General features: G+C 47.2%; 19 protein-coding genes. 15 read left to right on the top strand and 4 right to left on the bottom strand.

What is annotated here, in order from left to right; genetic code table 11:
- The first annotated feature begins 19 nt into the window (after window positions 1-19).
- A complete protein-coding gene (locus tag BC351_RS29750) occupies window positions 20-2,257 on the top strand; it encodes a helix-turn-helix domain-containing protein (protein WP_079417833.1) in 2,238 nt (745 codons plus the stop codon).
- 33 nt (window positions 2,258-2,290) lie between these two features.
- A complete protein-coding gene (locus tag BC351_RS29755) occupies window positions 2,291-6,733 on the top strand; it encodes a glycoside hydrolase family 9 protein (protein WP_079417835.1) in 4,443 nt (1,480 codons plus the stop codon).
- Here the strand turns inward: BC351_RS29755 and BC351_RS29760 are convergent.
- Together BC351_RS29760 and BC351_RS29765 are read right to left on the bottom strand one after the other, a co-directional pair.
- Entirely contained in the window at window positions 6,730-8,466 is a 1,737-nt protein-coding gene (locus BC351_RS29760) for a sulfatase family protein (protein WP_079417837.1), read from the bottom strand. The genes BC351_RS29755 and BC351_RS29760 overlap by 4 nt on opposite strands.
- A gap of 60 nt (window positions 8,467-8,526) precedes the next feature.
- The gene (locus BC351_RS29765) at window positions 8,527-9,414 is read right to left on the bottom strand and encodes a TetR/AcrR family transcriptional regulator (protein ID WP_079417839.1); all 888 of its coding nucleotides are present in this window, start codon (window positions 9,412-9,414) and stop codon (window positions 8,527-8,529) included.
- Between the two features lie 126 nt (window positions 9,415-9,540).
- Between BC351_RS29765 and BC351_RS29770 the strand changes: the two genes are divergently transcribed.
- Window positions 9,541-10,113: a hydrolase gene (locus BC351_RS29770; protein WP_079417841.1), complete on the top strand. Its 573-nt coding sequence runs from the start codon at window positions 9,541-9,543 to the stop codon at window positions 10,111-10,113.
- Between the two features lie 731 nt (window positions 10,114-10,844).
- Here BC351_RS29770 and BC351_RS43610 read toward each other — a convergent pair.
- On the bottom strand, window positions 10,845-11,273 hold the full coding sequence (locus tag BC351_RS43610; RefSeq protein ID WP_244209215.1) for an SLAC1 family transporter: 429 nt from the start codon (window positions 11,271-11,273) through the stop codon (window positions 10,845-10,847).
- Window positions 11,239-11,871, bottom strand: coding sequence for an SLAC1 family transporter (locus BC351_RS43615; RefSeq protein ID WP_244209216.1), 633 nt, complete (start codon window positions 11,869-11,871; stop codon window positions 11,239-11,241). Before BC351_RS43615 ends, BC351_RS43610 begins: the two co-directional genes overlap by 35 nt.
- Before the next feature lie 368 nt (window positions 11,872-12,239).
- Between BC351_RS43615 and BC351_RS29780 the strand changes: the two genes are divergently transcribed.
- The 12 genes from BC351_RS29780 (at window position 12,240) to BC351_RS29840 (ending at window position 23,045) form a co-directional block, all read left to right on the top strand.
- Entirely contained in the window at window positions 12,240-13,181 is a 942-nt protein-coding gene (locus BC351_RS29780) for a helix-turn-helix transcriptional regulator (RefSeq protein ID WP_079417843.1), read from the top strand.
- Between the two features lie 552 nt (window positions 13,182-13,733).
- Complete coding sequence (locus tag BC351_RS29790; RefSeq protein ID WP_079417847.1) at window positions 13,734-14,594, top strand: PHP domain-containing protein; 861 nt, start codon at window positions 13,734-13,736, stop codon at window positions 14,592-14,594.
- Window positions 14,595-14,630: 36 nt separating this feature from the next.
- Window positions 14,631-15,263, top strand: coding sequence for a DapH/DapD/GlmU-related protein (locus BC351_RS29795; RefSeq protein WP_079417849.1), 633 nt, complete (start codon window positions 14,631-14,633; stop codon window positions 15,261-15,263).
- Between the two features lie 22 nt (window positions 15,264-15,285).
- The gene (locus tag BC351_RS29800; protein ID WP_079417851.1) at window positions 15,286-15,987 is read left to right on the top strand and encodes a GntR family transcriptional regulator; all 702 of its coding nucleotides are present in this window, start codon (window positions 15,286-15,288) and stop codon (window positions 15,985-15,987) included.
- Window positions 15,988-16,077: 90 nt separating this feature from the next.
- Window positions 16,078-16,503: a phosphonate C-P lyase system protein PhnG gene (phnG, locus tag BC351_RS29805; RefSeq protein ID WP_079417853.1), complete on the top strand. Its 426-nt coding sequence runs from the start codon at window positions 16,078-16,080 to the stop codon at window positions 16,501-16,503.
- Window positions 16,504-16,518: 15 nt separating this feature from the next.
- Window positions 16,519-17,115 (top strand): phosphonate C-P lyase system protein PhnH, encoded by a 597-nt coding sequence (phnH, locus tag BC351_RS29810; RefSeq protein WP_079417855.1) that lies wholly within the window; start codon window positions 16,519-16,521, stop codon window positions 17,113-17,115.
- Between the two features lies 1 nt (window position 17,116).
- On the top strand, window positions 17,117-18,247 hold the full coding sequence (locus BC351_RS29815) for a carbon-phosphorus lyase complex subunit PhnI (protein WP_079417857.1): 1,131 nt from the start codon (window positions 17,117-17,119) through the stop codon (window positions 18,245-18,247).
- A gap of 5 nt (window positions 18,248-18,252) precedes the next feature.
- A complete protein-coding gene (locus BC351_RS29820; RefSeq protein WP_079417859.1) occupies window positions 18,253-19,095 on the top strand; it encodes an alpha-D-ribose 1-methylphosphonate 5-phosphate C-P-lyase PhnJ in 843 nt (280 codons plus the stop codon).
- Between the two features lie 15 nt (window positions 19,096-19,110).
- Complete coding sequence (locus tag BC351_RS29825) at window positions 19,111-19,953, top strand: ATP-binding cassette domain-containing protein (protein WP_079417861.1); 843 nt, start codon at window positions 19,111-19,113, stop codon at window positions 19,951-19,953.
- A 25-nt stretch (window positions 19,954-19,978) separates the two neighbouring features.
- The gene (phnM, locus tag BC351_RS29830; RefSeq protein WP_079417863.1) at window positions 19,979-21,160 is read left to right on the top strand and encodes a phosphonate metabolism protein PhnM; all 1,182 of its coding nucleotides are present in this window, start codon (window positions 19,979-19,981) and stop codon (window positions 21,158-21,160) included.
- 13 nt (window positions 21,161-21,173) lie between these two features.
- The gene (locus BC351_RS29835) at window positions 21,174-21,902 is read left to right on the top strand and encodes a phosphonate C-P lyase system protein PhnL (RefSeq protein WP_079417865.1); all 729 of its coding nucleotides are present in this window, start codon (window positions 21,174-21,176) and stop codon (window positions 21,900-21,902) included.
- 84 nt (window positions 21,903-21,986) lie between these two features.
- Window positions 21,987-23,045 carry a phosphate/phosphite/phosphonate ABC transporter substrate-binding protein gene (locus BC351_RS29840; RefSeq protein ID WP_079417867.1) on the top strand — a complete coding sequence of 353 codons (1,059 nt, stop codon included), beginning with the start codon at window positions 21,987-21,989 and terminating at the stop codon, window positions 23,043-23,045.
- The last annotated feature ends 38 nt before the right edge of the window (window positions 23,046-23,083 follow it).

A 23,083-nucleotide genomic window follows, 5' to 3' on the forward strand; every position in this document is an offset into this window, starting at 1 on the left:
GTTGACAGGAGGAGAAGTAATGAAAGTTCCGTCTCGCATGCTGGAAAGTCGTTACTTCTCCAGCCTGTTCGTTTATTTATCAACTTTAATGGCAGTCGTTGTGCTGGCTGTGTCTTTTATTTTGTATCTCCAGTTTGTGAAGATTGAGCAAAGGAAAATATATACGTTTTCTGAGGAATCGTTGTCGCAGATCAGCTCGGCGGCGGATTCTGTGCTGGAGAACGCCAAAATGGCCATAGCCCAAATTCTGCTCGATAAGGATATGTCCAAAATTTTTTATCCAGCAGCTACGGATCCTGTAGACATGAAAAACATCACAGATAGGCTCAATCTGATTGCCTCAATGCCGTTTCTCCACTCTGTCTATCTATACAATGGCAAGCTGGATGTTTATTATATCAGCAACTACGGCCTGCAAAAAAAATCCAATGTCGATGATCAGGAGATTGTGGATATTATCAAGGGCTTTAAGCCCGAGATGAATTTGAAACCGATTACACGCACGATCAAAAGACAATCTAACTTCGTCGGAATCGAATACAATGTGTATACCTTTATTTATTATGAAGCAACGAGCTCGGAAGAAGGAAGCGCTATCGTCTTGAATGTCTCTGATTCCTGGATGAAGAAGGTCATTGAAGGCATGGACAAAAACCGCAATGGCAGCATCATCATGATGGATTCGCAGGGAGTTATGTTCAGCAGCATCTATAAGGACAGTATGCTAAGTGCATTATCGGATCAGGAATTTGTGCAGGATATTTTGCATTCCAAGGAGAAGTCCGGTCATTTCATCGGGAAAGTGGATGGGGTCAAGTCTCTCATCACGTTTGCCTCATCGGATTCCCTTGACTGGAAGTTCGTCCGATACACGCCTTATGAGGTTGTCGTTAAGGATGTCAATACGATGCGAACAAGAACGCTGGGAATTTGCCTGTTGCTGATCGTTGTGGGCTTTGCGTTGTCTTATTTATCTTCTAAAAGGCTGAACCGCCCTATGGCCGCTATGCTGAAGAGAGTAGGGATACAAGATCAAGCCTTAAGAGAAAATTCATACAAGTTGAAGCAGGATTTCTTGCGACAATGGATGTTATCGGATGGTCAAGTCTCTAAGCCAATTGTGATAAAGCAATTGGAACATTTCGAGATTAGTTTGGATACCCATCGTCCCATTGTAATACTGCTTCTGAAGATCGATCACTTCAAAGAATTTTCTTTGCAGTATAGCTTCAAAGATAGAGGCTTGTTGCGATTCGGGGTTATGAATATTGCTTCGGAGATTATATCTGGTTATGTTCCCTGCGAAGCGGTAGATCTCGGGGATGATCACGTGGTCTTCATGATGAATGAACTTAAAGGAATAGATATTGATAAACTGGTACAGGACATTCAACAGGCGATCAAAAAACATCTTAAAATGTCTGTGACGGCTGCTGTGAGTCGACCTGGCTTAGATATTTGGGATTGCCGTCAATGTTATGCGGATGCTCTTGAAGCCTCTCAATTCCGTGTCTTTTACGGGTGGGGCTCGCTTATTCATGCTGAGTTCACGGCTGAAAGAAACTGTCGAACGTTCCGCTATCCGATCCAACAGGAGGAACAGTTGACGGATGCTTTGATGTCAGGCCGGATGGAAGAGGTGAAGAGGCTTTGTTCTGTGATTCTGGAATCGACGGACGGGTATGCGTACAAAGATCTTCAACTGACGGTATTCCGCTTATTTTTTGCCATTAATATGGTCGTAGATACGCTCGAAAAGGCGTCTGGATACGGATTCTCAATCAATTTCGGTGAAGTGTTTGCACAGTTATCTGAATTAGAGCGGCTCTCGGATATTCAGAACCAATTTCTGGAGTCGTTCCAACGTATTGAAGAGAAGCTGGGTGAGCGTAAAAACACCAGATATGATGAACTGATGCGGAGAATACGCGGTATCATTGAATTGCAGTATATGAATGATGATTTAAGTATTGATAGTATCGCGGATATTCTGAATATGTCTTCCGTTTATTTGGGCAGGTTGATCAAGAAGTATACATCCAAGACCATTAACGACTACATCATAGAAGTCAGGATCGAGAAATCAATGGATCTGTTAGCCTCTTCGAATAAGACGATTACGGAAATATCCAAGGATACGGGCTTTGCCAGTATGAGCTATTTTGGCAGAGTGTTCAAAAAAATACAGGGAATTACGCCGAACGAATATAGACAGAAAATGAGGGAAACGTCCCAGACGAATGGAAATGAAAGTTGATGTAGTGGTGAAACAAATAAGGAGGGATTAATAATGTCAAAAATGCTTAAATTCGTGAATGTATATAAACGTATCCTTAGTTTGTATTTAGTTCTTCTGCTGGTTTGCATGTCGCCCATGTCCGCCTTTGCTGCTGTGCCCGCACTTCCCGGACCGTCGAATCCATTGAACTATGATGATTTTGCCGGAGGCGGCACCTTCAAGTCGGTTTGGGCCAATTGGTATAACCAGAGTGGAGGTACAGGCACCTTTGCGAAGACGACGATTGACAGTAGGACTGTCGGGAAATTCACGCAGACGCCAGCTTCGAGCTCGTCATGGGCCAAGTTTGAACCACAGCATGACAACGGTAATTTTGTCGGCTATCGCTATGTCACTCTGGAAATGAAAAATCCGGGCTATGCCAACAGCCGAATACGATTCGAAATTTCCGATGATACAGGAAAGACCTATGATTTATCCAGTGGGTTCATAGCGGTTCCGACGGATTGGACCACTTTTAGTTTTGACATGAATAAATTCCCGAAACTTAACAAAAAAAGTGTTCATATCGCGATATGGCTGAGCCAAACGAGTGGACAATATGGAGAAATGTTACTCGACAATATCAGAGCTACTTCCGTTCAAAGTGGCACAGCACCAACGATTACGGGGACCAGTGTGAACATAAGCTCCGGAGATGAGAATACGCGGTTTACCTTTAAGGCAACTTATACCGAAGTGGATAATGAGAAGCCGTTAGCGATGCAAGTCATTGTAGATGATAAGGACATTTATGAGATGGACGAAGTAGATCGAGGGGATCTTACCTATACGGATGGTAAAGCCTATTCATTCTCGACGAAACTGGCAGCGGGCAATCATACGTATTATTTCCGTACAGGTGAAGGTACATCAGATCAGGTTACAACAGCAAGTCAAAGTATAGCAGTCGGCAGTGTAACGCAAACCGTCGATGTAAATGATAATGTAGTTGGAAGCGTTTACAATCAATTTCAATATGCAGGAAACGGTTGGATATACGATACTGCTCCAGCGGGAAGCTATCAGTTGGATAACCATTATTCCTCAAATGCGAACGATACGGCCTCGTTTCCTTTTATCGGAACCTTGGTGAACGTTTATGGTGCAAAGGACCCTGCTGGCGGCATTGCCGCAATCTCCATTGACGGGGGAACGGAGCTGAATGTTGACACATATGCTTCCTCTAGACAAGACAATGTACTGCTTTACACAAGTCCACAACTGTCTAAAGGGATTCATACCGTAAAAGTGAGGGTCACAGGACAAAAGCAAGCAAGCTCGACAGGAACCCGCATCTCTGTTGATCGGGTGCGTGCAACGCTCTATGTCGGGAGTCTGATTGACAGTATCAATGTTTCTCAAGGGGGATACAGCTCTGGGGATTACAAGTATGCAACGGTTACTGCTACGGATTCCTTGAGTGATACCACCTATCAGGTCTTGGACGGTGCCAACGTAGTTGCTTCCGGAATCATGAAGGATGAGGGGAAGACGTGGGGGAAACGGGTATATGCCATTGATTTTTCATCGTTGGCTCAGACGGGGACGAATTTTACGATCAGAACGAATGGCGTTTCTTCTTACGCTTTTCCTATTCAGGCAAACATGTGGAACTCTTATAAGGATGAAATGACAGCCTTCTACAGGCTGCAGCGCACGAACGATACAACCAAAGCTTATCCGGCTGGCTACAGTGATATAGCGCCATCCACTAAAATATTCCACCCGGATTCATTCCTGGATGATGCCTACAATTATGATACAGGTGTCCATTATGACCTGTCAGGAGGCTGGTTTGATGCTGGCGACTATGGCAAGTACGGTGGAAACCAATGGGTGCAAGGCGAAATCGCGTTGTCCTATGCCAGACATGCGAATTCAGCCTTGGTTAACTATGATAATGATGCCAATGGCATTCCTGATTTGATTGACGAGGCCAAATATGGCAGCGAAAACTTAATCAAATTTGCTAATCAATTCGGCGGAGCTATGTATAGTATCAAACATACGGCAGGTTTTGTGCATCCTGAGAAAGTGACGGATAATATCGTCGGTACGCAAGATGATCCTTATTTTTTACCCATTGTCCAGGTAGGGGGTTCTGGGAAAGCAGCCGGCTCTCTGGCTGCAACAGCGCGTGCCATCAACCTAGCTCTGGCAGGCAGTAAAATTGCTGCAGCCAAAATAGCGGAAATGCAGGCATTTGCCACTGCATGCTCTAATGCTGCCGTTACTTTCTATAATTATACCGTAGCCAATCAGTATGGATCACAGGGATCTTATGAAACGATTGGCGGTATTCCGAATACCTTGCTATGGGCGGAAGTAGAACTATACCTGCTGACGAATGATGCTGCCTACAAAAATAGCGCGCAATCGCGAATTGCACCGCTCACCGAGAACGATATCAAATCGACCAACTACTGGGATTTGCGGCCAATGACATTGGCGGAGTTTTATCCCGTTGCCGATGCGGCAACACAGGTGCAAATCCAGAGTCTGCTTAAGAAACAAATGGAATATTTCGTATCTTCGATGGACGATACACCCTATGGGGTGCTGAACGAATTTAGCAATTTCGGCGTCAATGAACCATTGGCATCTTATATTGGCGATGCGATCAGGTACAATGAGCTTTTCCCTGATCCGGCCGTCATGCGCGCTGCTTTGAAGGGAATGTATTGGATATTCGGCAATAATCCGTGGAACATGAGCTGGGTTTCGGGCATTGGTACCGATTACGTGGACTTCCTGCATACGCATCTGGATGAGGATTCCTACGATCTGAACAATAAAGGGGTCGTGATCCCAGGAGCGATGGCATCCGGGCCTAACATGAAGGATACGAAGGATCCAGCAAGTGTAAGCCCGTGGTATATGGACAGAGGTCTATACGCAGACGACATGAACCAATGGCGATATAATGAATTCAGCATCAGCATTGTAGCCGGATTATTTTATTCGATTATGGCCCTATCGGATACGCACGGAGCTTCAATTGGGGGGACGGAGCCGATCAAGCTGCCGATTACTTCCCCGCAAACCGGAGATTTCGTGACGGGGGATGTGACTATTTTTGCCCAGCCTACTGCGGCCTTGAGCGCGGTCGAATCCAATGTAGCTGGCAGTGTCTATGCACCTATGACCGTCACGAATGGGATTTATTCGGATATTTATCACGCAAGTGGCGATGCCCCCTTTACCAATAAGCGAATTTATGTAAGAGGCACCGATGCGCTCGGAAACTTCACTTACAGCGCTGCTCATTTCACTGTTGCTGCTCCACTGCCGGATCCTGCGCATCCGCTCCTGTATGACGACTTTGGCGGCAATGGAACCTGGGGGAAATCCAAACAGGGTTGGGTCAACTGGTACAATCAGAATGGAGGCACAGCCGAATATAAGGAAATCACAGCAGATGGGCGAACGGTTGGTCGATTTGCACATACGCCAGCATCAGCTGCATCGCAAGCCAAGTTTGAACCGTGGAAAGATACAGTGGACTTATCCGGCTATAAATATATCAACTTTGTTGTGAAAAACTCTGGCTACCCGAACAGTCAAGTCAATATAACCGGTTTCAGTCCTGGCTGGATAACCGTTCCGAACACCTGGACAACGCTCTCTTATGATTTGGATCAAAATACGAAATTAGATAAAAAAGCGGTTCATCTGGAGCTGTTTCTCAAGCAGACAACCGGCGTTTACGGCGAATTGCTGATCGATGAAATCTATGCCTCCAATCAAGTCAGCGGCACAGCGCCTACGATTACCGGAGCTAGCTTGAATGCAGCGGCAGGCAATGAGGCTACCTTGTTTACCTTTCAAGCTACTTATACCGATGCAGAGAATCAGAAGCCATTCCGGATGCAGCTGATTATCGACGGTGTAATTAAAGATATGCAGGAGTTGAATGTAAACGATACAACTTATACGGATGGCAAGACCTATACGTTCACTACAAAGCTGCCGGCTGGAACGCATTCCTACTATTTCCGTACAACGGATACGACAACGAATGTCGTAAGTACGGCTTTGCAGACAGGGCCAACGGTACAACCGGGAACGAATACGAAATATGAAGCAGAGAATGCAGTTCTTTCTGGAGGAGCTGCTGTGAAGAGCAATCATACCGGATATTCCGGAAGTGGATTTGTTGCTGGTTACGGTGCCGTAGGAGCGGGAACGACGTTCACTGTCAACGCGAATGAATCCGGCAATCATGAGGTTACCTTGCGATTTGCCAATAGCAACCCAACGGCAAGAACGCTTAGTATTTATGTGAATGGCATTAAAATAAAGCAGACCAGTCTCCCGAATATAGGCAATTGGGAGACATGGGGGAATAAGACGGAAGTATTGCTGCTTAATGCTGGCACGAACACGATCGCTTATCAATTTGATTCAGGTGATAGCGGAAGTGTCAATCTTGATTATGTGATTGTTAATTAGACCCCAGTAGGCACCAAACGCTTGCGTTTCCGCTGTTCGTTCAGAAGCATTGCCATGTACTGTTGGATGGAACGTGATTCTTCCGTTGCGAAAGCTGGATAGGCAAGGTTTCTCACTTCAAGCGGATCGTTCGTTACATTGTAAAGCTCATATTCCTCGGGAACAGGCTCGGTTTTCACTGTCATGCTGCAGTGAGCCGAGTCTGTTCCTTTAACCGTTTCAAGTGTCACATCACGCTTCCCCGGCTGGCTCCAGAATTGAGGGTTGTCAAAATAGCGCGTATATTTCCACAACTCTTTATTCTGATGTCTAGTTAGATAGACAAGAATGGTTTCGATGTGATTCGGCTGAATGACAGATGTATAAGGAATTCCTAAAGGATTAACTTGATGTTGGCCGCGTGTCACATCGTCATCCGTCATAAAGTAGATCGGCTCATCTATAGGCTCAAACTCATCAGGGAAACCTAGAATAGATGCAGAAAGATCCCGTCCGATCAATGGACGGACTTCACTGAACCGCTGCTTTAAGCGATTTTGGATCTCTCCCGCATCGGCATGAGCGAGTCCCAACAATGTCGGCAGCAGATCAACATGGCTCGTCAGTTTATTGATGTTTTCATGTTGTGTGAATAAGTGGGGGTTATGAATGATAAGCGGCACATGCAGCATCTCTTCGTAAGCGCAATACCATTTTTGATGCAGATCCCCATGAGAACCAAGCAAATCGCCATGATCCGAGGTGAAGATGACAATCGTTTGCTCATAAAAGGAAGAATTCATCAGGCTGTCCAGAACCTTGTTCGCCTGCTCATCGGCATTTTTTTGCAGCTGGTAGTATAACTGACGATAGTGAGGGTGATTCCAAATGGGCTGCAGCGCTCGCGGGTAGGTATCTCGATAGCTTGCTTGGCAGCGCGGTTTGGTACTTAGGTCCTCAGACTGGGTAGGCGGGGGACTTACCTGCGGCATAGGTTCTACGGCGAAATTGAACAGTGGATTGTGGGCTGTCAAAGCGCCATACAACACAATATCATGGGGGTTCAAAAAGGACGAAACGATCAACCAGGGCTGCTCATCCCCTTGGGTCTGTTTCCTATGATCAAGCGACTCGATGAGTTCAACCACTTCTTCTGCATAAACGACGTCCCGGCCGCTTACACCGCTGGAAGCGGAAGAAGCGGAATTTCTAGGATTTTTCCCGTGTGGCTCAGGTCCGACCCAATCCGCAAATCCGTAATTGCCAAGGGGATTAGCCTGAATATATAAGTCGGATTTCCTCACATCAGGGACACCGTTTGCAGGGTTATAACTCGTTAAGCTTTGGTGCGTGCCTGGCGTGACGATGTCCTCATGCGAAATATGCCATTTACCTTTATAGAAGGTACGATAGCCTGCTTCCTGAAAATAATCGCCCATCGTGGGCACGGTGTTTTGGTTTAACCAAAACATATCCGAGTCGAAGGCGTCCTTGGCGATGCCATTGGTCTGGCTGACACCATGCAGAGACGGATATTGCCCCGTAAATAAGGTGGCTCGGCTGGGACAGCAAGCAGCGCTGCCGATGTAATGTCGATGAAATTCAAGACCATTGGATCTTAATCGCTCGTGTGCAGCAAAGTTGTTTTTGCGCCATACTTGGGTGTCATGGCTTTCATAAGGAGGCGGATATCGTTCTTCATCGACGAGTATGACAAGAATGTTAGGTTTCTGAGGCATTTGCTTTTTGCTCATATTTGCTCACCCCGTTGCTCGTTTTTAGAATATATGAGGTGGACTTTTCCTGCATGCCGTCTAAATACCCGAATGAATAATATTCCTCAACTGGATGACCAGACTTTTAAGCTCTTTCTCTCTTTCCAAATAGTATAGCGAAGCTTGCAGCAATGGGAGATTCCATTCCGCTTTTCTAACTTCCGTCTGGATAAAATGGCAAAGCTCTTTCAGTTCCGAACGATGCTCGGCGCCGGACGGAACAATGTCAAGGGCCGAATCCATCTCCTTGAACAGCTCGGCAAGGATCTGCTCTTTCTCCTCTTGGCGGTCCTCAAGCCCCCAGTTTAAATACCTCTCGAACGAAGCTTGTTTCAGCAGAGGCTTCAGATCGGAAGCCCGCATATGCTTAACGAGCGCATTGAGCTTGTCCAAGATGAAATTCGCCGTTTCCTCGAGTGATAACGACTTTTCCTCATATACAATCCAAAATAGATACTCCTTCAGAATCGCTCGATAGATGGAAACCAAATCCCACAGATACGGACGGATTTCTTCGCCGTACACATGCAGCAAGCACTCTCTATGCCATCGGATGAGCCGGCCCCTAACCTTGTGTCTCAGCGGTTGGAACTTGGGATCCTGTTGGATGGGAAGCTCCGTAAATTCGACCAAAATATGCTTGAATTCTATAAAATAACGGAATCGTAGAATGATCTGCTGCAGAAACTGATCTTCCGACGAAAGTCCGGGAAGGCGCGTCAGCTCATCGACTTGATCAAAATAGGCGTTATGGCATTGATTAAACACCTCGCTGAATAGGTCTTCCTTCGAAGGGAAATATTTATAGACGGATCCTTTGGCAATACCGCAATCCTCAGCAATATCCTGTATCGTCGTCGTAAGAAAGCCCCGTTCCTTAAAAAGCTTCGTCGCCGATTTGACAACCTCTTCCCTTGTCACACTCATAAACAAAATCTCCCCGCTTGACTATTTGTAAATAATGGTACAAAATATTGGACAATGAGTCAAATGACTGTCGGTTTAAGTTATTGAACTAAAAGTCAAATTCAAAAAGTGAGGAGAACACTTGGAATGGAAAAATTGTTGGATCCGCAAAAAACAGCGTTGGTTGTCATTGATTTGCAAAAATGGCTAGGCCATCAATACGCTCCTTATTCCGCAGATCAGGTGGTATCTAACGCTGCCGCCTTGGCAGATGCTTTCCGTGAGCACGGCTCGATGGTTGCACTGGTCCGGGTATCCAGCAAGGATATGAAGGATATTCCGAGACCGAAGTTGGATACGCCTGCGCCACCGCTGAATCTGCCTGAGGGATGGGATCAAATCGTCCCGGAAATGCGGGTCGCCGAGACAGACCATATCATCACTAAGAAGCAATGGGGAGCTTTTTACGGAACGGAGCTCGACCTGCAGCTGCGCCGCCGGGGAATCGACACCATCGTCTTATGCGGCATCGCTACCGGGCTTGGCGTGGATACGACCGCGCGGGAAGCGTTTATGCATGGGTATCAGCTGATTTTGGCGATCGATGCCATGACCGGATTTTCCCAAGCCGAGCACGATCACGTTAAAAATTTTATTTTTCCACGCATCGGGCGTACTCGGACAACAGAGGAAATCATCTCTGCCCTTGCTGAAGCTTGAGCCTAATGAGTGTACCCTTGGAACTGTCATCGGGTAGCCGCCTCTAGGAGGGGGGATTTTGGGTTTTCACTGGATAAGCTCCAGTGAAAGTAGCAATTCCACCTCCCAAACCCAAAAACACTGGAGTAATTCCAGTGGAATTTGGGTTGCCGCCTTTAGGAGGGCGGATATTACAATTCCACTGGATAAGCTCCAGTGAAAGTAGCAATTCCTCCTCTCAAACTCGAAAACACTGGAGTAATTCCAGGGGAATTTGGGTTTGCCGCCTTTAGGAGGGCGGATATTGCATTTTCACTGGATAACCTCCAGTGAAAGTAGCAATTCCACCTCCCAAACCCGAAAACACTGCAATTATTCCAGTGGAATTTAGGTTTGCCGCCTCTAGGAGGGCGGATATTGCATTTTCACTGGATAAGCTCCAGTGAAAGTAGCAATTCCACCTCCCAAACCCGAAAACACTGGAGTATTTCCAGTGGAATTTGGGTTAGCCGCCTCTAGGAGGGGGGATTTGGCTTCAGAGAGAGGGTTGGGGGAGCAATTGAATAGGCAGTTGAGGTTGTAGTTGTAGTTGCAGTTGCAATTGCAGAAGCAGTTGCTGCAAGGGTTAGGCCGTACCAGTCGGAGCCTCTAAAACAGAATGGGCTGCCTCGCAGTCATTTTCGACTTCTGAGGCAGCCTCTTTTCTATAGCCTGCGTAAAATGAAGTTATATCGCCTACAACAGATGTCGTTTCATCCTTGTAGCAGCTTTCCGTTGAACAAATTAATGAGCGTTCGAACAAATAAAACGATGATGACAATCGTTAAAATCAAAAGGATCAACGCTGCAATAACTTTTAATGGCCAAGTATTCACATGTATCGCATATTTTAAAGCAGCATTACTAAGTGCTGCCAATGGGAAGCTAACAGCCCACCAAGATGCTCCAAAGTAAATGGTTTTCTTAAATACTTTAAAAGCAAGCACAATAAAGAGGAAAAGACCGAAATAAAACAATATGGCTGCAAAGTTGTCAATCCGCTGCAAGAAATTGCTATAGCCCAAGAAGCCGACTTCAAAAGGTGCGATCAAAATAATCATCGAAGGCATCAAGCCGATGCCTAACGCCTCATGATGGATTAAGCGATTAATAATCAGCGGTAAAAAATATAAGTGCGGCAAAACCACCAATTGCAAGACTCAATAAATTGACTTCATGCGCCCAAGCAAAGGGCATAGTACCGCCGGTGACCGCAATATCCAGTACGCCGACACAAGGAATTAACCAGGCAGGAACCGCATGAGTGGGATCCATTTTACCTTTAAGCAAGCGGGATATGATAATATAACTTAACGCCAATGCGAGAATCATACCTATGATCCAAACAGATTCACTAAGCACTTTCTGATAGGGACTCAAAATAGATGATAACAGCAAAATCGCAATGGGTATGGTGCCGAAAAAATTTCCGACAATCGGATGTGCGAACTCTGCAGCTACCTTCTGAGGATAACGAATCCCTTTCACCAAGAACCCTATGGATAGCAGTATGAATACGAGAATGGCTATGGCACCTGTGATGTCAGTTAATACAGCCGACGTATGGAAGAGTTCATGGGAAAGTCTCCAGGATGAGGAAAGGCCTGAAATTCCCATAACAGCGGCGAATAAATTCACCGGTAAGTTTTGAATGGATCCGATTTTGCCTATATTCTGTTGCTTGGTTGCTGTCAACTCCACGGTGCTCACCACTTTCGAATCAAATTGTCTTCTAAGCACTCTTCCAAAAACGCCAGTAATGGTTGTTATTATTTGTTACTAGCAAGAGGACAATACATGTGAAAACCTCACTATCACGACGAGGTCTTGGAACTAAATCGCTGTCTGTCCATTAGACGATTATCTATAGTGCTTGTTGTAGAGCAATTATAATAAATCAACATATGAGCCATCAATGTTCATTTTTCTATCGTAATGATGCACAATATCTATCATTGAGAGAGCAGTTGCTGGCGTTTGCGTTCTATTCCAGCTTTATGATGGGCCCGCCGCGACCACCTATGCTGCAGGAGCTAGAGGAGGCGGAATAAGATTAGATTTCTTTTTCAAAGAAAGGTAAAATTAGGAATGAGGAAAGAGGGGATATCTTGAAAATACAGCGGTTGCTGGGGATTACGATGGTTTTATTGAGTCAGCGCCGAGTTAATGCTCAGACGCTTGCAGATAAATTCGAGGTATCTTTGCGGACGATTTATCGTGATGTGGAGACGATTAATACCTCAGGTATTCCGATTGTTTCTTACACGGGAATGGACGGAGGCTATGAGATCATGGAGCAGTTCCGAATTGATCGGCAAATCGTCACGTTCGAAGATCTGCAGTCGATTCTGGTGGCTCTTAAAGGCGTACAAGCTTCATTGGATGATCAGGAAATGAACAATTTATTAATTAAAATCAAAGCCTTAGTGGCGAGGTCGGAGCAGAAACAGTTGGAAGAGACGGGGGAAACGCTTATTTTTGATACGAACCTGTGGCATGGGAGCGGGATCAAGGATAAGTCGATGCTGGCCACGCTGCGACAAGCAGCTAAGCGCCGAACTGTCGTTTCATTTGTTTATACGAATACGGAAGGCGACGGAGGAAAGCGGGAGGTTGAACCTCTCGGGATCGCATGGAAAGGATATACGTGGTACTTATATGCGTATTGCCGGCTGCGCAGCGATTATCGGACATTTCGACTTTCCAGAATGAGCGATTTGCGAATTCATTTGGAGCATTTTCAGAATCGTGGGGTTCGCATGGAGGAGCTTGACGCAAGATGGGGAAATCAGGAGACGGGTCCTTTAATTCCTCTTGTACTCCATTTCCGACCTAAGCTAAGAGTGAGGGTGGAAGAGGCCTTTGGTCTGGATGAGGTGGAGGTTCAAGAGGATGGCTCCCTGCTAGTCAGAACCAGCAACGCTGATAATCGCTGGATGTATGATATGATCCTTAGTTTCGGGCCGGATGTCCGCGTGTTGGAACCTGCATTCGTGGCGGACGCGATCAGGGACAGAGGGGAACAAATTGCGAATAGGTATAAAGATTAGTGACTGCTTAGCACACAAGGGTTTCTATCAAGCAAGGTGTGGGCTCACAGAGACTGCCACTTGTGAAAACCTGCGATTGTGCAGGCATTTTCAACCAAAAGGGTGTGTAAAGTGGGAAAGCCTGCAATTGTGCAGGCATTTTCTGCTTTATCAGCTTGGAATCGAGAATATGCTTCGAAAGCATGCATAATTGCAGGAATTTAGCCATTTTGGTTAAGCCAAGCACGAAAAAGATGTATAATCGCAGGAATATGCGAAACAGCAAGCAGAACAGAGGGGCTTAAGGTATAACCACCTCCAAAACCACTATCAAGTGGGATGGAGGTGGTTTTTTGGCGTAGATTAACTTTCGTGGGCAATATGTCCAATAGGAAGGCTGTCTATCCACTTCAAATGATGAATTTTACAGTAATTTAATGTGAGCATTACATGGCATTAACCTTTGTAACTTGGCATCAAGTTAGACTGGGTGCATAGACATGAAGCTCACCCGAAATTCAAAGGCTTACCTTTGAATTCCAGCTTACTTATATCCATTTTGCGGAGGTTATTATGAAAGCAGAATTGCATTGCCATACGACACTGTCTGACGGTTCTTTTACATTTGATGAAATCCTGGACTTGGCTATCCAAAGAGAGGTCTCTCATCTGGCGATTACAAATCATGATACGACCCAAGAACTCGCTTCAATGGTCGCCAAAGGGTTGGAACGAGGAGTGGAAATCATTCCTGGCATTGAAATTTCAGCCTATGATTTTATCAGAAATCGCCGAATTCATATTCTTGGTTATTTTGTCGAGCCTGGACATGCTGCGCTGGATACGCTTTGTAGCCCGCTATTAGGAATGCGTCATGAAGGCTGCCGGATAGCTGTCGATCGATTAATGGAAGCTGGTTATGCGATCACATGGGAGCAAGTGCTCCACTATGCGGAAGGTGGTACAGGGGTTTATAAACAGCACATCATGCATGCGTTGATTGATCAGGGCTATACGACCACCATTTACGGCGAGTTATATAAAAAGTTGTTCTCACGCGGTCTGAACGGGGAGCAGCCGGGAATTGCCTACCTCCCAACCAAGTATGTTGATGCAGGGGATGCGATTCGGGCTATTTTGGCGGCAGGCGGAGTTCCCGTACTCGCGCATCCTGGACAGTATCGGAGCTTCGAAGCGGTGCCTGCGCTTGTAGATGCAGGGCTTCAAGGCATTGAAGTATGGCATCCGCTACATGGACCGGAAGATGAAGAGAGAGCACGCGATTATGCTGAGGAATACGATCTGGTGATGACGGGCGGTTCTGATTTCCATGGCTTTTATGGAGAAAAAGAAGTAGAGCTTGGCAGCAAAAGTCCGGGCATAGACACGGTGCATCTTCTTCGGGCACGCAAACCATCCTCATTGGATGCATAAAGAACAGATTACAAATTGCCAAAGGAGCCGTTTCCCATGAAGCCTATTCATCAAATCGATACTCATTCGCCGCTGTCGGTTGAGCCCAGCTTTCACGAAAGCAGCCATATCTTGAACAGCTTTGCCGGAGATTGGACCTCCATCGGTCCGCGCAACAAGATGATTGAAGCTCGCATCGGAGATTATTCCTATACGATGGATGATGTCACGATCAATTATGCAGAGGTGGGCAAATTTACGTCTATTGCCTCGCATGTTTGTATTAATCCAGTCGACCATCCCATGGATCGGGTGACACAGCACCATATGACGTATCGGCGTGCTGCGTATGGTTTTGCGGAGACGGATGATGATGAGATTTTCGATTGGCGCAGAGGCAACCGTGTGGTCATCGGCCATGACGTCTGGATTGGGCACGGGGCTATTGTCATGAAGGGTGTTCATATCGGAACCGGAGCCGTTGTTGGTTCAGGGGCGATCGTGACCAAGGATGTTGAGCCTTACACCATCGTGGTTGGGGTGACAGCGAAGCCGATCAAATCCCGCTTTACCAAGGAAATCAGTGACCGACTGATGGAGATCGCCTGGTGGGATTGGCCGCGTGATTGGTTAGAGGAACGATTTCATGAATTGAACGATGTCAACAGCTTTATCAGAAAATACGGCTAATTTCAGTAGGGAGGTAACGGGGATGTCTGAAGAGATGGATATTATGGATTACCTCATTACGGCAATCCAATCCGGCAAATTTGAGTCTGATGATAAATTGCCTTCGGAAAATGAGCTTGCGGACCGCTTCAAAGTCCCAAGAATCACCGCGCGCAAAGCCTACGAACGCTTGCAGGAGCTGGGCTACATTTACTCTAAGCAAGGCAAAGGCAGCTTTGTGCAGGACAGAAATCTTCGCATTCCGCTCGATCTTTCCGGCAGTATCAGCTTTAGCCAGAAAATGAATGATTTGGGCTACAACTATCAATCCAAGAACATCTTTTGCGAGCCTATTGAGTTTAACAATAAAATCTATGAATCCCTTCAAGCAGATGAGGACGACAAAGTGTATAGAGTGGGGCGTCTGAGGATCGTAAATGGGCAATCTATCGCCTTGCATACGTCCTACGTTCTGGAATCTATGTTTCCTCACATCTGCAAGGAAGGACAACAAATAACTTCCATGTTCCAATATTACCAAAGCAAGGGCTACCACCAGTTTCAATCCAAACAAACGATTCTTCGTGTGACGTATCCCTCCAAATATGAGAGGAATCTGCTGGCATGTTCCAGCCTCATTCCTTTGCTGGTGCTCGAATCCGGGTGCATAGACACGGAGTCAGGGACGACGCTGGAATGCAGCAAAATTTTGTACCGTGGAGACTGTTTCTCCTATGAAATTTGAATTTACTTAATCTTAACAGCCACTAGCCTGGCAACAAGATAAAGTGAATTTCGAAGTGATGAAGGCTTCTAAGATCAAGGAGGTCCAAGCATGAAACGAAAGCAAAGAACAGAGATTTTGATTAACGGATCTCCCGAAGTCGCAATTTCATTATCCCGAGACATCATGAACCGTTACAACATCGTTGTGATCGAAGAGCCGAATCATGGCCTTGTCATGGTCAAGGTAAGAGAAACTGCGCAACAAAGCTTGTTTTATTTGGGAGAAGTGCTGGTGACCGAATGCAAAGTACAGATAGAAGGCGCAATCGGCGTTGGCCTTATCAAAGGCGATGATCCGGAAAAAGCCTATGCCCTGGCTGTCATCGATGCCGCGTATGCGGCTGGCCTGAAAGAAACGAAGGAATGGTTCAGCATTCTGCAAGCAGAAAGCGACTTGATCGCCACTGGACGTGCGGCCTTTCAGGCGAAGGTGCTGCAGACCAAAGTTGATTTTGAAACGATGGACACGGATTGAAAGGAGACACTCACCATGAAACTGGATCTGGTTCACGATGTACAAAGAGCGTATAGAAAATTGGTTGATTCCCTGTCAAGGCCCGGTATAGTGTCGGATCTCACCGAAGAAGCAGGGAAGCTGGAGAAGGGCAATGGCTGCTTGCCGGCTACATGGATCATGGCCGAAATGCTGCTGGATACCGAGGTTTCCTTCAAAGTGTTCTCGGAGCGGGAAACGCAAGTGACGCAATGGTTCAAACAGACGAGCTACGCCAGGGAGGCGGAGGTCGGTGAGGCGGATTATATTTTTGTTCTGCGCGACGCACAGCCGGACGATCTGCTCCAAGCGCTTCAAGCAGCCAAAATCGGCGATCTGAGAGATCCGCACTTATCGGCGACGCTGATTATCGAGACTGAAAGTCTCTACGGAGGAACGAACCTGCGCTTGTCGGGACCGGGCATTCAATCCTTTTCAAGCGCCGAGGTGCTGATGAGCGGGAATTGGATGGATGTCCGGGCAGAGCGGAATGCGGAATACCCGCTGGGCCTTGATTGCATCTGGGTGGATGCGAGCCATCGTTTGCTTGCTTTGCCTAGAACGACTCAGGTTCAGGTGGAGGAGGAGAAGTGAAATGGGATATGTAGCAGTCAAAGGCGGCACACAGGCGATCGAAGAATCGCTGCAGCGCATCCAATTCGAAAGATTGAAGAACGGCAAGTTCCTTGATGTGGATACGATCGAAGCGGGGATGAGAGGCTTAATCGATCAGGTGATGTCAGAGAGCAGTTTTTACAGCGAACAGCTCGCAGCTTTGGCCATCAAGCAAGCGGAAGGCAGTCCCGAAGAAGCTGTGTTCCTGCTGCGTGCTTATCGCTCAACACTGCCCAGAAAGCATTATTCCAAGCTGGTAAACCCAGAGGAAATGCGTGTGGAAAGGCGAATTTCCGCCTCCTTCAAGGATATTCCCGGCGGGCAAATTCTAGGTGCTTCGACAGATTACTCGCATCGCATGCTGGACTTCGATCTTCTGGAAGAAACAGATGATCGCGTAAGCAGCTGGCTGCAGGCCTATCTAGGCGCGGAGGACAACCGGACAGCTGAAGTGGCTGAAGCAGTTGAAGACCGCTTGCCCAAAGTGCTGGATTATCTTAGAAAAGAAGGGCTGATTACGGACTGCCCACTCAACAATACGGAGCCGGACGATGTCACCCGAACGAGCCTGACCTTTCCGGCGAGCCGGAGCGAGAAGCTGCAAATCTTAACAAGAGGCCAGACAGGTGCCGTCACATCCTTGGCCTACGCGGTTATTCGCGGTTATGGCATGATTCATCCGACGGTTGGTGAACTGCGGGTTGGTCAACTCCCGATTTATGTGGAAAGTCCGCTGCATCCCAATGAAGAGGATGATGAAGCTTACTATATAGGCGAGATTAAGGTGTCGGAAGTGGAAATGCTCGTTCCGGCAACGGTTAAGAAGGAGAACGGCGCAAAGGAGCTTAAGCTGGACTTCGGCTACGGACTTTGCTTCGGACAGAATGAAACGAAAGCCATTGCCATGAGCATTTTGGACAAAAGTCTAGAAGGCGGCAATAAGAGCGTGCCAACGCAGAACGAGGAATTCGTGCTTTATCATATTGATTCGGTGGAATCCACAGGTTTTATTTCACACTTGAAAATGCCGCACTATGTTACCTTCCAATCCAAGCTGAACGATGTGCGCAAAACGAGGCAGAACCAGTCCGTGGAATCTGAAGAGGAGTAGAGTCTATGCAAATTCAATACAACTTCGCTTTTCTAGATGAAGGGTCCAAAAGGGAGATCCGGCGGGCGACGCTCAAAGCGATTGCGATTCCGGGCTATCAGGTGCCATTCGCTTCCAGAGAGATGCCCATCGGGCGTGGCTGGGGAACGGGGGGGCTGCAGCTTACACTTTCCTTGATCGGGAAGTCGGATGTGCTCAAAGTGATTGACCAAGGCTCCGATGAGTCAGTCAACGCAGTCAGCATGAAGAAGCTGATCAACAAAACGACCGGCGTAACCACGGTTGACGAGACGGAGCAAGCTACGTTAATCCAATCCCGGCATCGTGTGCCGGAAATTCCTTTGCATACGGGGCAAATACTGGTCCTGCAAGTTCCGATGCCAGAGCCGCTGCGGATGTATGAATCCAGTGAGCTGGAGACCAAGCGTCTTCATGGGGAGAAGGAATACAGCGGGGCATGGCTGATGTTGTTCGAGCAGATTATGAAGTACCGCAGCGTCTCTACCGGGGCTGATCATCCTGTTATGGTGCATGACCGTTACGTGATGGCGCCAAGTCCAATCCCCAAGTTCGATAATCCGAAGCTAAACAGCTCAGAAGCACTCATTTTACTTGGCGCAGGCCGGGAGAAGAAAATATATGCGGTTCCTCCGTATACAAAGGTTGTTTCCTTGGCTTTCGAAGATGTTCCCTTTGAACCGGAGTCCTTTCTGGGCAAAAGCTGCAGACAATGCGGCGCCCAGCATGTGTTTATGGACGAACTGTACGATACGGAGCAAGCCGCAAGCTACTATCAGTGCAACGATACAAGCTATTGTCTAAGTCAAATGAATCAGCAGTCTTCTTAGAAGAGGTGAAGAACAATGGGTGAATTTTCAGCCCCAATCCTGCGAGTGAATAAGTTGAACAAACAATTTGGCGCAGGCTGCAGCCACTGCAGCGGCAAGCACCGCCAACTCGATAAAAATTACTGCCCGGTTTGCGCGACGGTATATTCTTGCCAAGATATCTCATTTGACCTATACCCTGGTGAAGTTCTCGGCATCGTAGGCGAAAGCGGAAGCGGCAAGTCGACGCTGATGAGATGTCTCTATTTCGATCAGGAGGTAACCGAGGGGGAGGCGTACCTCACTCCCTATAAGGATGGCAGCAGCAACCTGTTTCAAGAATCGTCCCAACAGAAGCGATTTATTCGCAACCATCTGATGGGCAAGGTGTATCAGAATCCGGTGATGGGGCTGCGGATGGACTTTTCCTCCATCGGGAATATTGCGGAGAAGATGATTGCCGCCGGAAGCCGGAACGTAGCGGCTATGGAATTGCGGGGCAGCGAGCTGCTCGAGCGGGTTCATATTCCGGTGTATCGCATGAAGGAAGCGCCCAAAAACTTCTCTGGCGGTATGCAGCAGCGCGTGCAGATTGCCAAAGCGATGTCCAACAATCCGCCGATTCTGCTGCTTGACGAAGTGACCACCGGACTGGACTTATCCGTGCAGGCCAATGTGCTGGATTTGATCAAACACCTGCAAAGGGAACTGAATATCAGCATCCTGCTCGTGTCCCACGATCTTGGCGTCATCCGCATGCTAGCCGATCGAACGATGGTGATGCTGGATGGACAGGTGGTTGAGCAAGGCTTGACAGATCAAATTCTCGAAGACCCCCAGCACGCGTATACGCAGCAGTTAGTGCATTCCATGCTGTAGCGAATCAATAGGAGGAGCCCATCCCATGTATCTGATAACGAACGGAATCATTATTACTGAAGAGGCGCTGTTAGAAGGTTATGACCTCTTCGTCTTCGAAGACCGAATTGCCAAGATCGTGCGCCAAGGAGAGTTTATTCCTGATGCGAATACCGAAATAATTGATGCTTGCGGCGGATACATTGCCCCAGGTTTGATCGACATCCACTCCGATTATATCGAGCATATGACAGCTCCAAGACCAACTTCTTTAATTGATTTCCGCCTGAGCCTGCGCGAAACGGAGAAGGAATTGATCGCACACGGCATTACGACGATGTACCACTCCTTGTCTATTTTCAAATCCGTTGACTACAAGTACCGGCCTATCCGGGAGCCTGAGAATGTCCGCAAGCTGGTCGATTTGATCGATCAAACCCATCATAGCAAGCATTTGGTTCGCCACCGCTTTCATGCCCGATTCGAGATTGATAATCTGGACGAAATCGAAAGCTTAAAAACGTACATCATGGAAGAGAAAGTCCATCTCCTTTCTTTTATGGATCACACTCCAGGGCAAGGACAGTACAGAGATTTGGAACTGTATAAGAAGACGATTCGGGGATATGACAACGTTTCTGATGAAAATGTGGAGCTCATTATTGCCAATCATCAGTCCAAGCAGAAAATGACTGTCGACGCCATCCGTGAAATCGCGGAGATGGCCAAAGCCAGAAACATCGCTATTGCTTCACACGACGACGATTCTGTGGAAAAGCTCGACCTGGTGCAAAGCTTCGGCACGACCATCAGCGAATTCCCGATTACACTGGACATCGCTCGCAAAGCGAAGGAGAAAGGCTTATTCACGATAGCTGGCGCGCCAAACGTCATTCTCGGAGGCTCGCACAGCGGCAACCTTTCTGCGGCAGAAGCCGTAAATGATGGATCCATTGATATTCTGTGCAGTGATTATTATCCGGCTGCGATGCTTCATGCGGTGTTTCAGCTAGCCAGCCAGTATGAGAAGGGCTTGGTCGAAATGTTCAAACTTGTGACTTTGAACCCTGCAAGAGCCGTCAACATGGACGGGCTTATCGGTTCGATTCGCGAAGGCAAGAAGGCGGATCTGCTCATTATTGAGCGGCTGGAGCCCGATGATTTTCCAGTCATTACGGCTGTGATGGTGGATGGCAAGCTGATTCAGAAAACGAATTACAGAATCTAATGGGGGTGATGGCATGGATAGCCTTCTGTCTATCGAACAGTTGTCCAAATCTTTCACTTTGCACAACTTGAACAAACATATCAATGCGGTTGAAGACGTAAATCTCTACCTGAAAGAAGGCGAATTCGTAGGCATTACCGGGAAAAGCGGAAGCGGGAAGTCAACCGTGCTCAGATGCATTTACCGCACTTACCTGCCTCATTCAGGGCATATCTGGTATCATTCTCAGCGTTTTGGCCGGATTGATCTGGTCACTGTGTCGGAGCGAATGATGATTGAATTGCGGAGATTCGAAATCGGGTATGTGTCTCAATTCCTCAATGTGATGCCGCGCACGACAGCCAGAGAGCTCGTCCGCCACGCCATTGTAGAGATGGGCTATGACACGGATTATGCGGAGAATGAAACGGTAAAAATGCTCGAGCATTTCGAGCTGGATCGAAGCTTATGGGACAGCTATCCGGGAACTTTCTCCGGAGGTGAAAAGCTGCGTCTAAACATCGCCAGAGCGATGGTCAAGCGGCCAAGGCTGCTGCTGCTGGATGAGCCTACGGCAAGTCTGGATCATGGCTCCAAAGTGAAAGTAAAGGTACTGATTGAACAGCTCATGAAGGAAGGCACGACGATGCTGGGTATTTTCCACGACCTTGAATTTATGGAGAACCTATGCAATCGGGAATATCAAATAAAGGACGGCAAATTCTTAATGGCTGATCGACAGACCAACCTTACACCACATTAAAATTGTCCAAACCGTCCGTTGATATATAGCTTGGGTATGAAGGTTGTCCATTACAAAGCTTTGCAAATCGGGAGGAGAGTTAACTTGAAAAAACTTTTGGTACTTGCTATTTCATTAACCCTAGCAGCTGTAGTTACAGGCTGCGCATCCAAGGCTGGCGACGCTGAGAAAGCTGCTGCACCCGTAAAAACCAAGGACACCATCACGATTGCTTGGTACCCCAATGAGTCCGGAGCGGATCTGAAAGATGCCCGCGACGAGCTTGGCAAGGTCATTGAAACGGCAACAGGCAAGAAAGTCGAGCATAAAACAACAACGGATTATATCATTGCGATCGAAGCCATTGCCAGCGGCAATGCGGATTTAGCTTTCATGGGACCTCAAGGCTACATTGAAGCGAATGCCAAAAATAAAAAGGTTCAACCCCTCGTTGTGCAAAGCGGCGAGTCCGGAACGCTGGATGACGCAGTCTATTACAGCTGGCTGAATGTGAGAAAAGGCGACGAAGAAGCCTATAAGAGCGGCAGCGGTTTCGCGATTGACAACATTGCCGGCAAGAAGTTCTCCTTCGTGTCCAACTCGTCCACATCTGGCTTCAAAGTGCCTTCCGCAGCCATTGTAAGCTATTTCAGCAAACAGGATAAATATAAGAAACTGACTGCCGATGATCTGATTCAAGGCGGCAAGGACAAGTTTTTCAGCGAAGTGCTGTTTGGCGGCTCGCACCAGGGCGCAGCAGTCAACCTTTTGACCGGCAAAGCCGATGTTGCTGCATTTTGTGATACGTGCGTATCCAATTATGTCGAACTGTCATCCGGAACAGCCAACAAGGCGGGAGCGGTTTATAAAATTAAACAAGGCGCAGCTGAGCCGTTCAATACGCTGATTGGCAAGGAATTTTCACTCATTTCTGTCACACCTGTTCTGAACTCGCCATTTGCTGTTAATACAAGCACGATTAGCGCAGAGGATCAGAAGAAATTGAAAGATGTTTTCACATCGGATGTTGTGACCAAAAATCCTAAGATTCTCCTGCCTAAGGATTCAAAGGATTCCGGTATGTTCAAGCAAAAGTCTGGCAAGGAGAAATTCCTGACTGTCGAAGACGCCTGGTTCAACCCAGTCAGAGAGTTGTCCAAGTAACCATATGAGCCCTATCTATCTAATCTGCCAAGGGAGTT

It is taken from the genome of Paenibacillus ferrarius, from assembly GCF_002027705.1.
Lineage (GTDB): Bacteria > Bacillota > Bacilli > Paenibacillales > NBRC-103111 > Paenibacillus_E > Paenibacillus_E ferrarius.